General features: G+C 33.3%; 12 protein-coding genes and 1 pseudogene. 5 read left to right on the forward strand and 8 right to left on the reverse strand.

Annotated elements, in window-relative coordinates; translation table 11 throughout:
* Positions 1–210 (forward strand): annotated as a pseudogene (locus ACKVOD_RS12900) (N-acetylmuramic acid 6-phosphate etherase); the annotation flags it as partial.
* A 156-nt stretch (positions 211–366) separates the two neighbouring features.
* Here the strand turns inward: ACKVOD_RS12900 and ACKVOD_RS12905 are convergent.
* Both ACKVOD_RS12905 and ccsA read right to left on the reverse strand, forming a co-directional pair.
* The gene (locus ACKVOD_RS12905; protein WP_409209878.1) at positions 367–945 is read right to left on the reverse strand and encodes a glutathione peroxidase; all 579 of its coding nucleotides are present in this window, start codon (positions 943–945) and stop codon (positions 367–369) included.
* A 59-nt stretch (positions 946–1,004) separates the two neighbouring features.
* Positions 1,005–4,190, reverse strand: coding sequence for a cytochrome c biogenesis protein CcsA (ccsA, locus tag ACKVOD_RS12910; protein WP_409209879.1), 3,186 nt, complete (start codon positions 4,188–4,190; stop codon positions 1,005–1,007).
* Positions 4,191–4,331: 141 nt separating this feature from the next.
* On the opposite strand from ccsA, the gene ACKVOD_RS12915 reads away from it, so the two are divergent.
* The 3 genes from ACKVOD_RS12915 to ACKVOD_RS12925 are packed head-to-tail and all read left to right on the forward strand — an operon-like array spanning position 4,332 to position 6,135.
* Positions 4,332–5,093, forward strand: a complete 762-nt coding sequence (locus tag ACKVOD_RS12915) for a Rossmann-like and DUF2520 domain-containing protein (protein WP_409209880.1) — start codon at positions 4,332–4,334, stop codon at positions 5,091–5,093.
* Positions 5,077–5,604: a KdsC family phosphatase gene (locus tag ACKVOD_RS12920; RefSeq protein ID WP_409209881.1), complete on the forward strand. Its 528-nt coding sequence runs from the start codon at positions 5,077–5,079 to the stop codon at positions 5,602–5,604. The genes ACKVOD_RS12915 and ACKVOD_RS12920 overlap by 17 nt, the downstream gene beginning before the upstream one ends.
* Before the next feature lie 15 nt (positions 5,605–5,619).
* A complete protein-coding gene (locus ACKVOD_RS12925) occupies positions 5,620–6,135 on the forward strand; it encodes a GNAT family N-acetyltransferase (protein WP_409209882.1) in 516 nt (171 codons plus the stop codon).
* A 129-nt stretch (positions 6,136–6,264) separates the two neighbouring features.
* On the opposite strand, the gene secA is transcribed toward ACKVOD_RS12925, so the two are convergent.
* The 5 genes from secA to ACKVOD_RS12950 form a co-directional block, all read right to left on the reverse strand.
* The gene (gene secA, locus ACKVOD_RS12930; protein WP_409209883.1) at positions 6,265–9,606 is read right to left on the reverse strand and encodes a preprotein translocase subunit SecA; all 3,342 of its coding nucleotides are present in this window, start codon (positions 9,604–9,606) and stop codon (positions 6,265–6,267) included.
* An 87-nt stretch (positions 9,607–9,693) separates the two neighbouring features.
* Positions 9,694–9,915, reverse strand: coding sequence for a DUF2795 domain-containing protein (locus ACKVOD_RS12935; protein ID WP_007138072.1), 222 nt, complete (start codon positions 9,913–9,915; stop codon positions 9,694–9,696).
* Between the two features lie 232 nt (positions 9,916–10,147).
* Positions 10,148–10,717, reverse strand: a complete 570-nt coding sequence (locus ACKVOD_RS12940; RefSeq protein WP_409209884.1) for a cob(I)yrinic acid a,c-diamide adenosyltransferase — start codon at positions 10,715–10,717, stop codon at positions 10,148–10,150.
* Positions 10,718–10,804: 87 nt separating this feature from the next.
* Positions 10,805–11,491 carry an ABC transporter ATP-binding protein gene (locus ACKVOD_RS12945; RefSeq protein WP_409209885.1) on the reverse strand — a complete coding sequence of 229 codons (687 nt, stop codon included), beginning with the start codon at positions 11,489–11,491 and terminating at the stop codon, positions 10,805–10,807.
* Positions 11,492–11,579: 88 nt separating this feature from the next.
* Positions 11,580–12,359: an O-methyltransferase gene (locus ACKVOD_RS12950; RefSeq protein WP_409209886.1), complete on the reverse strand. Its 780-nt coding sequence runs from the start codon at positions 12,357–12,359 to the stop codon at positions 11,580–11,582.
* Positions 12,360–12,780: 421 nt separating this feature from the next.
* On the opposite strand from ACKVOD_RS12950, the gene ACKVOD_RS12955 reads away from it, so the two are divergent.
* Entirely contained in the window at positions 12,781–13,692 is a 912-nt protein-coding gene (locus ACKVOD_RS12955) for a TIGR01777 family oxidoreductase (protein WP_409209887.1), read from the forward strand.
* Between the two features lie 27 nt (positions 13,693–13,719).
* Here ACKVOD_RS12955 and ACKVOD_RS12960 read toward each other — a convergent pair.
* Positions 13,720–14,854 (reverse strand): DNA recombination protein RmuC (locus ACKVOD_RS12960; protein WP_409209888.1); only part of this gene is annotated, 1,135 nt, incomplete at its 5' end.

The following is a 14,854-nucleotide window of genomic DNA, read 5'->3' on the forward strand; positions in this document are numbered from 1 at the left end:
CTCAACATGATTTCGACTGCTACAATGATTCAACTGGGGAAAGTGAAAGGCAACAAGATGGTCGATATGCAACTGAGCAACAGTAAACTAGTAGATCGCGGCGTAAAAATGATTATGAGTGAAATCCCAGTTTCCTATGCTGTAGCTTCTGAATTACTTACAAAATACGGAAGTGTTCGAAAAGCGGTGGATAATTATAAAGGGCATTAATCACTTTAAACTCTAAAGATTATTTACTTTTAGTTTCTACAATTTTAAACACAAATTTCACAAATTAACACAGATTAATTTGTGAAAATTTGTGTTAGTTCACTCCAACAGACTTAATTCTATAAAATAAAATCTATTTTCTTAAAATGTATTGGTTTAGCTCTTCAACCAATCTGTAATCTCTTTGTCTGTTGGTAATGTTTTTGGAGCAATTACTTTTACTAATTCTCCTTTTTCGTTCAAAAGATATTTCTGAAAATTCCAAGCCACTTCGCTATCTTGTAATCCGTTTTTACTCTTTTGAGTAAGAAATTGGTAAACAGCACACATATCATTTCCTTTTACTGATATTTTACTCATCATCGGGAAAGTTACTCCGTAATTCAATTGACAAAAAGACGCAATTTCTGTATTAGTTCCCGGTTCTTGCGATCCAAAATTATTAGCTGGAAAGCCTATAATTACAAAATTTTCGTCTTTGTATTGTTTGTAAAGGACTTCTAAATCTTTGTACTGAGGTGTCAAACCACATTTTGAAGCGGTGTTTACAATCATAATTTTCTTTCCTTTTAAGGAAGCAAAATCAAATGTTTTTCCAGATAAATCTTCTACTTTAAATTGATAAATAGTTTGTTTTTCCATAGGTGTATTCGTTATACTCTCGTTGTTTTGTGTTTGACCTTTGCAGTTCCAAAAAAGGAGAGTGCAAAAGCTAAAAATGAATAAGTTTTTCATGGTAGATGTTTTTTATTACACAATCTCCCAGCCTTCAAAATACTGGAAGTTTTTTAATTTTATTTCTTGTAATATTTTCTATACTTTGGATAACTAATAGCTCCAATAAAAGCAATTGTTCCCAACGAATAATATATCCAACTCAATGATTTTGCTTCGCCACTGGCATACGAATGTAAACCTACCAAATGAAAGTTTACTCCGTAATAGGTAAATAAAATAGATATGAAAGCAAACATACTCATCAGGTTAAAAACCCATTTTCCTCTTAGAGCAGGTACAAACCGTGCGTGAATTACAAACGCATAGACCATAATACTGATTAAAGCCCAAGTTTCTTTTGGATCCCAACCCCAGTAGCGACCCCAACTTTCATTCGCCCATTGTCCACCAAGAAAATTGCCAATAGTCAACATAATCAAACCAATAGTTAATGCCAATTCGTTGATGTATGTTATTTCTTGAATGTTCAAATCCATTTTGGCTTTGTTTTTTGCATTGGTACACAAAATTAAAACTAGCGATACAAATCCTAAAATCATACCCAAGGCAAACGGTCCGTAACTGGCTACAATTACCGCCACATGAATCATCAACCAATACGAATTCAATACAGGCTGTAAATTGGCAATTTCGGGATCAATCCAATTGGCATAAGCTGCAGTCAAAATCATGGCGGTTACAAAGGAAGCAGAAGCTACGGTCAATTTCGATTTTCGGTCGAAAGCCAAACCAAAAAACATCGTTGCCCAAGCGATATAAATGATAGATTCATAGGCATTACTCCATGGCGCGTGACCCGAAATATACCAACGCGCAATTAATCCCAAGGTGTGTAAACCAAAAAGTAGACCTATTACAACGTGAAAACTATTCACTAAAAATGTGAAAACTTTTCGTTCCTTGAAAATTTGAAGAATCGTAAACAACAACATCAAAACCGAAGCTAACAAATAGGCGTAAGGCAACTTCTGAAAAACATCGTATTTGTTGTAGGCAATTTCTAAGTCAATCTTATCATCGGACGGACGAACTTTTGAACCAAATTTTTTCTGAAAACCATTGATGCTCTCCAATAATTCGTTTGGCGTTTTGTAATCGTTTATTTTTGTAGCACCAACCAAAGTGCCAAAATATAAAGGCAAAATACTTTTGGTATAGGTAGAATCCATTCCTTTTAAGCCTGATTCATTCAATTCGAGGTAAGAGATCCATTTGCTATTGGCGTCATTAGGAATGGGAAATATTTTTAATATTCGACCGCTCAAAGCCGATTCCATCAAATTGACTTTCTTATCGGTTTCTATAAAATCTTTTTCAAAATTATTGGGGTTGGCAGTTTTAAAAGCATCGTCTAAATATTTGGAAAGTTTATAATTGCCTTGATTGTCAAAAAAAGCAATGAAAGGGGCGAATTTAGCTTTAGCATCAATTCCAATAATTTTTCGAATACTGTCGTTTCCGGATTTAATATAAATCAAAGGTACATCCAGCCAAAGACTACTGTTTTGGGTCATAGACAAAAACACTTGATCGGAATTCATGCCTTTGTAAGTATTAGAATGACTCACTTTTCGCAATAATTCGGACGAAAAAGTATTGATGGGTTTCATTCTTCCGCCAGCATCTTGAATAATTAAGCGTCCAAATTTAGCGGCATGTTCAGGAGAAACTTTACTTTTATTTAGGGAAGCTTCCAGTTCTTTTTCGGTGGGTTTAGCTCTTTCCATTATCGAATTTACGTCATGATTTTCGCCTTCTTTGTGCGCATGACCTTCGTGATTTTGAGCAAAACCATTCAAACTAAATAATAAAATAAATACAGCTGTGAGTTTTGCTTTTTTTGCTTTTACTACATCTAACTTTCGTTTTACGTCAGCAAAACGGGAGTATTTAGTAAACATAATTGCCATCATAGCAAAAAACAACATAAAATAGCCTGAATAAGTAATGCAAGTTCCCCAAAAATCGTGGTTTACAGAGAGTACTGTTCCTTTTTCGTCGGGATCAAACGAAGATTGAAAAAAGCGATATTGTTTGTGGTCTAAAACATGATTCATATAGATTCTAGCATCAAATGGTTCAATCGAATCTTGCACGGTAACTCGGCTTTCGAAAGCGGAATAACTCTTTTCGGTACCTGGATATTTGGTAGCAATAAAATCATTTAACTTAATTTTAAAAGGCAACTCATAGGCTTTACTACCGTAGAAAACGGTGTATTCAAGATTTCCAATTTTGACAGTTTTGGATTCGCCAACTTTCCCTTTAGACCCCAGAAGAGTTACACTTCGTTCTTGATTTTCGGCTTTTATTTTCAAAACTAGCGCATCTTGGTGCTTTTTTTCTTTAAAATCATTTTTGGATTCATAATCAATAATTCCTTTTATAACTGGTTCTGGAAAAACAAAACGTTTTTCGCCAATGCTATAAAGGGAACGCATCATTAGTGGTTGAACAACATCTTTGTTTACCAAACCCTGAAACTTGTCTGCCATTCGCATAAAATTTCCTTCGAATGGAGTTTGTATGGTATATTCTTTCCCTGTGGTGTTGATGTTTATAGCCCCTTTTGTGAATTTATTTAACGCAAAAAGTACATTATGAATATTTTGAACTTCTCCACTTTTTAAAAAATGTTCTTCTCTTCCGCCTTCGCCAGCTTCGACTAATTTCAAGTATAAATCCCCTTTATTGTCTGGTTTTACATATTCTTTGGCACCCAAAATAAAATTTTCATATTCCACTTCGAAAGGAATATCGGCAAATTCATTCGAAACAGAAAAAGTATTATTGGTAACCGGAGAAAGCAATAGTTCTTTTTCGAAAACTCTACGTTTCATTTCGCCTTTGTATTCGCCATCAACAAAAAGGGTTAAATAGGTTTTGTCGGAATAAAATTTATTCTCGGCAGCACCTTCTCGAATAGGCATCATGCCTTCGTAGCTGATATAACGAGTCACAAAAGCCCCTAAAAGGATTAATATGAAAGATAAATGAAGTAATAATGTAGCCCATTTTTCTCTTTTTAATAATTGGTATCGCTTTATGTTTCCAATAAAATTAATCAAGAAAAAAAGATGAATTGCCTCAAACCACCAAGCATCATAGATCCAAATTTTTGCTGTATCGGTATTGTATTTGCTTTCTATAAAGGTGCCTGTTGCCATGGCTACAGCGTAACCAATAAACAAAATAGCCATTAAGCGTGTTGATAATAAAATAGAACTTAATTTAAAATTCATCGGTAAAGAATTGTGTTTTTAAAAAGTGGTACAAAAGTACTCAAAATTGTTGATTAGATTATTGGTACAATTGTTAATTTAAACCAAAATGGATTGTTGAATATGATATTTTTTTACTGTTTTTTTTGTTAATTTTGTCAAATGATTAAAGTAGTAATTATTGGTTCTGGAAATGTAGCCCAAAATTTAATTCAATCTTTTGTTAATAGCAAAGATATTGATTTGATTCAGGTTTTTTCAAGACAAAAAGATGCTGTTTCACATTTAATTGATACTACTAAAATCACTAGTGATTTAGCTAATTTAGTTAGGGCTGATTTGTATATTTTAGCGATTTCTGACAATGCTATTGCTTTGGTTTCATCGCAATTACCGTTTGAAAATCGATTAGTTGTTCATACTGCAGGAAGCGTTTCTATGGAGCTTTTGGATAAAAAGAATAAGAGAGGTGTGTTTTATCCTTTGCAGACATTTTCAAAAAAAAGAATGGTAGATTTTAGCGAAATAACCATTTGCATAGAAACAGAACATGATTCAGATTTTAAGCTGTTAGAAAAATCAGCCCACATACTTTCGGATAAAGTTCAAAAAATAAGTGAAGTACAAAGAAAAGCCTTGCATGTTTCGGCAGTTTTTGTCAATAATTTTGTAAATCATTTGTACCAAATAGGTCATGAAATATGTTTGGAAAACAAGTTATCTTTTGATATTTTAAAACCTTTAATTCTGGAAACTGCTAATAAAGTGATGACTCTTTCTCCAAAAGAAGCTCAAACAGGTCCTGCAATTCGAAACGATACGAAAACTATTGAGCGGCATTTACATTTTTTAACCGACGACAATCAAAATACAATTTATAAAACCCTAACCCAATCGATACAACACAATGGCAAGAAGTTATAAAGAAAGAATGAACGATATTACCACATTTATTTTTGATGTAGATGGCGTGTTAACCGATGGATCAGTTTTTGTAACCAATGAAGGGGAGATTCTTAGAACTATGAATATTCGGGATGGATATGCCATGAAAGCCGCCGTAGAAAGCGGGTATAATGTGTGTATTATTTCTGGAGGAAGCAACGAAGGTGTTCGGGTGAGATTGCGAAATTTAGGCATCACCGATATTCATCTTGGAACCCCTGACAAGGTAGAAACTTTTAAAGAATACATTGAGCTTTACAACATAAAGCCTGAGCATGTATTGTATATGGGTGATGATATTCCAGATTATCATGTGATGCAATTAGTAGGTTTGCCAAGTTGTCCTCAAGATGCGAGTCCAGAAATTAAAAGCATTTCTAATTACATTTCTCATATTATTGGTGGTCATGGTGCTGCTCGCGATGTGATTGAGCAAGTCATGAAAGTCCAAGGAAAATGGATGGCTCATTTTGATGGAAAACTGGATTAATATTTTTTTGTCATAATGATTACAATTACCATTGCAACACCCAAAGATTTTGAAACAATAGAAAGTATTGCGCGTCAAACATGGCTGTCGACTTATGGAGAAATCTTATCGAAAGCCCAAATAGAGTATATGTTGCAAGCCATGTATTCAAACCCTGTGTTGAATGATAATTATTTAAACAAAAACCATCGTTTTTTACTACTAAATGAATTTGAAAATTCGATAGGTTTTGCTTCTTATGAGCATCATTATTTGGATACCAATTCCACCCGATTGCATAAATTATACCTTTTTCCAGAAAATCAGGGTAAAGGATTGGGTAAATTGCTGTTGGATAGAATATTAGCTTTAGCTAAAGAAAACAGGTCAGAAAAAATTTCATTAAACGTCAATAGATTCAACAAAGCTTATCTTTTTTATCAAAAAATGGGTTTTGAAATCGTTGCCGAAGAAAATCTTTTTATCGGAAATGGCTACTTTATGGAAGATTATAAAATGGAGTTTAAGCTTATGATTCAAATAAAAAACTAAAATAGAAAATTAAATTTTAGTCGTTTTTTTTATTTTTTAAAAGTTTTTATATACCATTCACTATTTATTTTCTTTTAAAAAAAAATCCCCAAATTCTTGCAATTTGGGGATTAAAAATTTAAATTTTTTTTAAGAGACTAAAACCCAAGTTCCATTTGCAATAAGGCTTTCAGCTTTCTTATACTTCATTTCTTGAACTTGACCATTAGCAACATTTTGAATGGTAACAGTGTCATTACGATTAATTTTAGGTTGATCGCGAACTATGGTTTCAGTCACCTGGCGTTGTTGCGTCTGCCTGGCTTCTTTATTTGTACTTTCGCTAGAAACGATTTCGTCTTTACTGGTTTTGTAATTTTCTTTTTGGCGTACTACTTTTGCCTCTTGAATAGGAGGGGCGGTTTGCTGAGGTAAATCTCCTTTAAATAAAAATGAAATCACTTCTTTATTAACACCATTCAACATCGAACTAAATAAATTATATGCTTCAAATTTATAAATAAGTAAAGGGTCTTTTTGTTCGTGAACTGCCAATTGAACTGATTGTTTTAGCTCATCCATTTTGCGTAAATGTTTTTTCCAAGCTTCATCAACTATAGCTAAGGTGATGTTTTTTTCAAAATCAGCAATCAATTGATTTCCATTAGTTTCATAGGCACGTTTTAAATCTGTAACAACATTTAGTGATTTCACTCCATCGGTAAATGGCACAACAATGCGTTCAAATTGATTGTTTTTATCTTCATACACATTACTAATAATTGGAAAGGCTTCTCTAGCGCTACGAGCTGTTTTTTCAGCATAATAAGAAGATGCTACTTTGTAAATTTTACTAGTGAGTTCTGTTTCCGATAGTTTATTAAATTCACTCTCAGTAACAGGTGAAGTAATAGAAAAATAACGAATCAATTCAAATTCAAGATTTTTGAAATCATTATTTTTTTTATTGTTACTCACTATTAAGTCGCAAGTATCATAAAGCATATTAGCAATATCTAATTTCAAACGTTCTCCATGCAAAGCATGACTACGACGTTTGTAAATTACTTCACGTTGTGCATTCATCACATCATCATATTCTAATAAACGTTTACGAACACCAAAATTGTTTTCTTCAACTTTTTTCTGTGCTCTTTCGATAGATTTTGTCATCATAGAATGTTGAATTACTTCGCCTTCTTCTAATCCCATTCTGTCCATTACTTTTGCCACTCGTTCAGAACCAAACAAACGCATTAAGTTATCTTCAAGTGAAACATAAAATTGTGAACTACCAGGATCTCCTTGACGACCCGCACGACCTCTTAACTGACGGTCTACTCTACGAGAATCGTGACGTTCTGTCCCAACAATAGCTAGACCTCCAGCTGCTTTTACTTCTGGTGTTAACTTGATATCGGTTCCACGTCCCGCCATATTGGTGGCAATAGTAACAACACCTGGTTTACCCGCTTCTTCTACAATCTGTGCTTCTTGTTTGTGCATTTTAGCATTCAAAACATTGTGAGTAACACCACGCATTTTTAGCATTCGACTCAATAGTTCCGATATCTCAACCGAAGTTGTTCCTATCAAGACTGGTCTTCCAGCTTTAGATAAAGCGGTTACATCTTCAATTACAGCATTGTATTTCTCACGAGTAGTTTTATATATAAAATCTTCTTTGTCTTTTCGGGTCATCGGCTTGTTGGTTGGAATTTCAACCACATCCAATTTATAAATTTGCCAAAACTCACCAGCTTCCGTTACTGCTGTTCCGGTCATACCAGCTAATTTGTTGTACATTCTGAAATAATTCTGCAAGGTCACTGTTGCAAATGTTTGAGTAGCATCTTCAATTTTTACATTTTCTTTTGCTTCAATAGCTTGGTGCAAACCGTCAGAATATCGACGACCTTCCATGATACGACCCGTTTGCTCGTCGACAATCATAATTTTGTTATCCATGATAACATATTCGACATCTTTTTCAAATAGGGAATAGGCTTTTAAAAGTTGAGTCAGAGTATGAATACGCTCACTTTTGACACCAAAATCTTGAAATAACTTTTCTTTTTCTTCAGCTTCTTCATCTTTAGAAAGATTTTTCTTTTCGATGGTTGCAATTTCTGTTCCGATATCTGGTAATACAAAAAAATTGCTATCGGTATCGCCAGAAAGAAATTTAATACCATTATCGGTCAATTCAACTTGATTGTTTTTTTCTTCAATCACAAAATACAAAGCTTCATCAACTTTAGGCATTTCGCGATTATTGTTTTCCATATGCTGGTTTTCGGTTTTTTGAAGTAACTGTTTAATACCTTCTTCACTCAAAAACTTAATTAAGGCTTTGTTTTTTGGTAAACTTCGGTGTGCTCTTAATAATAAAAAACCACCCTCTTTTGTATTTCCTGCTGCGATTAATTTTTTTGCTTCAGATAGAAAGCCATTGGCTAATTGTCTTTGAAGACTTACTAAGTTTTCGATTTTTGGTTTTAACTCTGTGAATTCGTGACGATCCCCTTGTGGAACTGGTCCAGATATAATCAAGGGCGTACGAGCATCATCAATTAAAACAGAATCTACTTCATCAACAATGGCATAATTGTGTTTGCGTTGTACTAAATCTTCTGGAGAATGCGCCATATTATCTCTCAAATAATCAAAACCAAATTCATTATTTGTTCCGTAAGTGATATCAGAATCGTATGCCTTTTTTCTGCCTTCAGAATTAGGCTGATGATTATCAATACAATCTACAGTCAAGCCATGAAATTCGAATAACGGTGCTTTCCAAGTGCTATCACGTTTGGCTAAATAATCATTTACGGTTACAAGATGCACCCCATTTCCTGTTAAGGCGTTCAAGTAAAGGGGTAAAGTTGCAACTAATGTTTTTCCTTCACCGGTTTGCATCTCGGAAATTTTGCCTTCGTGTAAAACCATTCCGCCAATTAATTGAACGTCATAGTGAATCATATCCCAAGTAATTTGTTTTCCAGCTGCATTCCATGAATTAGACCAAATAGCATTATCTCCATCAATAGTAATGTAACTTTTAGCGGCAGATAGTTCTCGATCTTTTGCAGTTGCAGTAACTTGAATTTGAGCATTTTCTTTAAAACGACGGGCCGTTTCTTTGACTACTGCAAAAGCTTCTGGAAGAATTTCCATCAAGGTTTTTTCCGAAATATCATAAGCTTCTTTTTCTAAAGTATCAATCGCAATATAAATATCTTCACGTTTGTCTATATCTTCCTCGTTTTCTGCTTCTAATTGAAGTGAAGCTATTTTAGCATCTTTTTCTGCTCTTGCATTTTTTATGCTTTCTTTAAAAAATGTAGTTCTTGCGCGCAATTCATCATTGCTGATTGCAGATAAGCTACTTTCAAAAGTTTTAATTTTTGATAAATAGGGTTGTAAAATTTTAACGTCTTTTTGGGATTTATCACCAACAAAGACTTTTATAATGCTATTAATGAAACTCATAATTATGACAGGTATCTATTTTAAAAAAGTGCGTAAATTTAAACAAAAAAAAAGCCTCTCTTGAGACTTTTTTCTTGATATTTTTGTTTAATATTCATCCTCGTTCCAAAGATAATCTTCGTCAGTTGGATAATCAGGCCAAATTTCTTCCATTGACTCGTATATTTCTCCTTCATCTTCAATAGATTGTAGGTTTTCTACAACTTCTAATGGAGCTCCAGCTCTAATAGCGTAGTCAATAAGTTCATCTTTGTTAGCAGGCCAAGGTGCATCACTTAAATACGATGCTAATTCTAATGTCCAATACATCTTTATGTCTATTTAGTTTTCTGCAAAAATAAATTTTTAAATGAAAAATACAAGTAAAAAATCATTTATTTTTGATTAAAGTTAAGAACGTGTTTTCAGGTTATAGATTTTAGTTCCGAAGCTTCGGGAGTAGATTTCAGATTTATAGTAGGAAAATCTATTTTAATTATTGCAAATCTGCTATCTAAAATATTTGAATTCTACCTTTTGCAAACTGAAATCTGCCATCTGATTACTTCCTCGGTATCCATTTTACCTCTTCAGCTTTTAAATCCAAAGACAACTTCCGTGCCAAGACAAAAAGATAGTCAGACAGTCGGTTTAAATACATAATTACCCCTTCGTTAATGGGTTCGTTGTGATCTAAATGCACTGCTAAACGTTCTGCACGACGACAAACACACCTTGCAATGTGACAATATGACACTATGGTATGTCCTCCCGGTAATACAAAATGAGTCATAGGAGGTAAAGCTTCTTCCATGGCATCAATTTCGTTTTCTAACAATTCGATATCGCTATCAATAATTCCCAGTTTTTGCAAACGCAATTCTCCGTTCTTTTTTACTTCTTTTTCAGGTGGAGTGGCAAGAATTGCCCCTACAGTAAAAAGTCGATCTTGAATTTCGATTAGAATTTTTTTATAATGATTGCTTATTTCTTGATCTCTAATCAAGCCAATATACGAATTTAGTTCGTCTACAGTTCCGTAGCTTTCTATTCGAATGTGATCTTTAGGAACTCTAGTTCCGCCAAAAAGGGCTGTGGTGCCTTTGTCACCAGTTTTGGTATATACTTTCATTTTAAATTTTAAATTAGAGGTTAGAAATTAGAGGTTCAGGGAAAATTTAAAGTTTGGAAGTTCTATCTTAACTTCTGACCTCTAAAATTATTTTAAAGTATCACTTTCTATTATTCCGTCTCGCAAACGGATAATTCTTTTGGCATGAGCTGCAATTTCTTCTTCGTGAGTTACAACAATTATTGTATTACCGTTTTTGTGAATATCTTCTAAAAGTTTCATAATTTCTTCTGATGTCTTACTATCTAAATTCCCTGTGGGCTCATCGGCTAGAATAATCGAAGGAGAATTTACCAAAGCTCTAGCTATAGCGACTCTTTGTCTTTGTCCCCCTGATAATTGGTTGGGTTGATGATCCATTCTATCGCCAAGATTTACTTGTTGCAATACTTTTGTTGCTCTTTCTCGCCTTTCAGATTTTGAATATCCAGCATAAATCATAGGTAATGCAACATTATCAAGGGCTGTAGTTCGAGGCAAAAGATTAAATGTCTGAAAAACAAAACCTATTTCTTTATTGCGAATTTCGGCCAATTCGTTGTCATGCATCTGACTCACATCTTTTCCATTCAAAATGTAAGTGCCAGAAGTGGGAGTGTCTAAACAACCCAAAAGGTTCATTAATGTTGATTTTCCTGAGCCTGATGGCCCCATCAGCGCTACGTATTCACCTTTGTTAATTTCTAAATCAATCCCTTTGAGTACATAAACAATTTCATTTCCAAGAACAAAATCTCGTTTGATTTGGGTTATTTTTATTAAGGGTTGACTCATTGTCTAGATTAAGGTTTAAAAGTTAAATAGGTTTAACGTTAAATAAGACTTTTAATTAGGGTTATTGTTACAACAAATTTAAACAATTTTAGACCCGTATTACAAAGTTTTCTTTTTCTTGTTCTCTTCTAAAAAACACCAAGCCCCATTGAAAAGTGTCGATTGTAACAGTAACTTTAGGATGGTTTTGTATTATTCTCCATGCTTCTTCCATTTCGGGAGACCAATGAATATCGTCAAAAATCCAGACAGTTTCATTTGTAATGGTTGGTAATAAAACTTCAAAATACTCTAAAGTGGCTTTTTTCGAATGATTTCCGTCAAAATAGATCAGATTACAGGTTGTAGATTGCAGATTACAGGTTTTGAGGTAACTATGAAATTCTGTTACAACCAAATCCACATTATTAATATTAAATTTTCGCAATTGCAATTGACATTGATTAGCCGTTTCCGTACAACCTTCTAAAGTTGTAATTTTTGCATTTGTATTCCCCAATGCTAGGGCAGACGTAGCTAGTCCTAATGAAGTTCCAATTTCTAGAATGGTCAAAGGCTGAAAATAGTTTGCAATTCGAAACAATAATTCCGCTCGTTTTCTGGAAATTCCAGCGGTTTTAGCAATCTTGGAGATTTGTCTTGTATTTGATTTGAAAACTTTGGAACCCGAACCAAAATCTGTAACTTCAATATTTTTTTTTTTTTCTAAAAGGGCTTTTCTGTAGTTTTTTAAAGTAGAATACGCTGCGTGTTTTTTTTTATCATAAAAACATTTTGTAAGCAAACTAAATACAAAAGGCGAATGAACTCCGTGTTCGTTATTAGAATGCCAAAGAAATTTAAGATAGGATTTGATTTGAAACTGCATAATTTTTGGTAATCTAGATGCGAAGATACTAAGATAATAGTCCAATATCCAAAGTTCAATAGTCAAAACTACTAAATTAGGTTCCTGTTTTGTATTACCATACAAAAGCAGTGTTATTGAAGTTTATTTTATCAAATATTATTGTGATTCCAATTTCTGCCATCAAATTAATCACCTATTTTTTGAAATATTTTAAGATTACTTTCCTTAATCTATTGTCTAGGGTCTTATATTAAATCATCATAATTAATAGAATCATAACAATAATTGCATATTTTTTTTTTATTATTAAATTAAATTTGCTTTGTAATTAAATCATTAATTACTTAGGTAAGTATATGTGAGTTAATTTCAATTAAATTTTGATGGAATAAATAGTTTTGACTAATTAATTGAGTACATTTATAGAGCTATGAGGAAAATGATTTTAATTGCAGGAGGTTCAGGTTTTATCGGAAAACATTTAGCTCAATTGCTAATTGATAATGGGTATTTGGTTTCTATACTTAGTAGAAATAAAAAAGAAAACACAAATGATATTTCTTATTATCAATGGGATGTAGAAAAAGGTGTTATTGATGAAAAAGCTGTTCTTGAGGCTGATAGTATTATTAATCTAGCTGGCGAAAATATTGCTGAAAAACGATGGACTCTAGAACGGAAACAAGCTATTGTTCAAAGTAGGGTAGGTGCAATAGAACTTATTTATAGCGTACTTCAAAAACACAATAAAAAATTAGATTCTTTTATATCCGCATCAGGAATTGGAATTTATGGTGTTCTCCAATCTAATATTATCCTTACAGAGGATAGTCCATTAGCCGATGATTTTTTAGGCGATACTTGTCAAAAATGGGAATCAGCTGCTGATTTAATATCAAACCTTAACATTAGGACAGTCAAAATTAGAACTGGATTAGTTATAGGGCCTAATGATGGTTTTTTGAAAAAATTAATTCCAATTTTTAGATTAAAATTAGGAACCCCAATTGGTACTGGAGAACAATTTATGTCTTGGATTCATGTCCATGATTTATGCGAAATTTATATTGCAGCTATTGAAAATCAGAAAATAAATGGCGCTTATAATGCGGTAATTAAAGATGGCACTACAAATTATATTTTTTCAAAAAAATTAGCAAAAGTCTATGGATATAATATGTGGCTACCTAATGTTCCTACATTCATTATACAAATTCTAATGGGAGAAATGGCAGATATAGTATTAACAGGTCAACGAGTATCTTCTGATAAAATCGAAAAGACTGGATTTGTATTTAAATTTACAAAATTAAGCTATGCTTTGCGAGATTGTTTGAAAAATAAGAATTAACGAAAATCTAAAACTATTAATTTTACTTTAGTTTTCTTCGATACTGGCTCGGTTTATTATGTTTTCGGGTAGCGATTTTTGTGTTTTTGCCCCCATTTTTTTTAAGTTTTCCACACGTTTTATCAAATTTCCACTACCATCCACCAGTTTATTCATTGCACCTTGATATTCGACTTTGCTTTCGTCTATTTTCTTTCCTATTTTAATTAAATCTGCCACAAAACCTTCAAATTTATCATATAAAGCTCCTGCTTGCCGTGCAATTTCAAAGGCATTTTCTTGCTGTTTTTGGTTCGTCCACATACTATCAATTGTGCGTAAAGTCGCCAGAAGGGTCGAAGGGGTAACAATCACAATATTTTTCTCAAAAGCTCTATTATACAAAGTGGTATCTTCGTTTAATGCCAAGGCAAATGCTGGTTCCATTGGGATAAAGAGCAGCACAAAATCGGGACTTTCTATTTGGTATAAATCATGATAATTTTTGTCTCCCAGCTGCTCTACGTGGCGTTTGATAGATGTAACATGCTCTTTCAAATATCCGTTTTTTAAACTTTCATCTTCTTCATTGATGAATTTTTCATAAGCCGTAAGCGAAACTTTTGAGTCAACAATCATCTTTTTGCCGTCGGGCAAATTAATTACTACGTCAGGAAAAACACGTTGTCCGTCATCATTGGTGTGTGAAAGTTGTACAAAATATTCCCTATCTTTTTCTAAACCCGATTTTTCCAGCACTCGTTCCAAGATTAGTTCACCCCAATTTCCCTGCATTTTGCTGTCGCCTTTCAAAGCCTTAGTCAAATTTAGCGTTTCTTTACTCATTTGAAGATTCATTTCGCGCAAACCCAGAATTTGTTGGCGTAGAGCGGCGTGGTAATCGATGCTTTCCTTATGCGTGTCTTCGACTTTTTTCTCGAAAAGCTGAATTTTATCTTGCAAAGGGGTCAATATGTTTTTCATATTCTCCTTGTTTTGCTCGGTAAATTTGCTTGACTTTTCGTCTAATATTTTATTAGCCAAATTCTCGAATTCCTTGGTAAATTTTTCTTGTAGTTTTTCTACCTCTTCCTTTTGTTCTTTGTTGCGCTGCCAAAGATTTTCAAAATCAACTTCTTTCTTAGTGAGCTGAATATTGATGGCTTCTTTTTCGTTGCGGATA

This window comes from Flavobacterium sp., from assembly GCF_046155325.1.
In the GTDB taxonomy this organism is placed as follows: domain Bacteria; phylum Bacteroidota; class Bacteroidia; order Flavobacteriales; family Flavobacteriaceae; genus Flavobacterium.

Coding starts and splice junctions, on each gene's coding strand:
- ACKVOD_RS12915 (WP_409209880.1), top strand. CDS start 4,332: ATGATTAAAGTAGTAATTATTGGTTCTGGAAATGTAGCCCAAAATTTA.
- ACKVOD_RS12940 (WP_409209884.1), bottom strand. CDS start 10,717: ATGAAAGTATATACCAAAACTGGTGACAAAGGCACCACAGCCCTTTTT.
- ACKVOD_RS12905 (WP_409209878.1), bottom strand. CDS start 945: ATGAAAAACTTATTCATTTTTAGCTTTTGCACTCTCCTTTTTTGGAAC.
- ACKVOD_RS12920 (WP_409209881.1), top strand. CDS start 5,077: ATGGCAAGAAGTTATAAAGAAAGAATGAACGATATTACCACATTTATT.
- ACKVOD_RS12955 (WP_409209887.1), top strand. CDS start 12,781: ATGATTTTAATTGCAGGAGGTTCAGGTTTTATCGGAAAACATTTAGCT.
- ACKVOD_RS12950 (WP_409209886.1), bottom strand. CDS start 12,359: ATGCAGTTTCAAATCAAATCCTATCTTAAATTTCTTTGGCATTCTAAT.
- ACKVOD_RS12925 (WP_409209882.1), top strand. CDS start 5,620: ATGATTACAATTACCATTGCAACACCCAAAGATTTTGAAACAATAGAA.
- ACKVOD_RS12945 (WP_409209885.1), bottom strand. CDS start 11,491: ATGAGTCAACCCTTAATAAAAATAACCCAAATCAAACGAGATTTTGTT.
- ACKVOD_RS12935 (WP_007138072.1), bottom strand. CDS start 9,915: ATGTATTGGACATTAGAATTAGCATCGTATTTAAGTGATGCACCTTGG.
- ccsA (WP_409209879.1), bottom strand. CDS start 4,190: ATGAATTTTAAATTAAGTTCTATTTTATTATCAACACGCTTAATGGCT.
- secA (WP_409209883.1), bottom strand. CDS start 9,606: ATGAGTTTCATTAATAGCATTATAAAAGTCTTTGTTGGTGATAAATCC.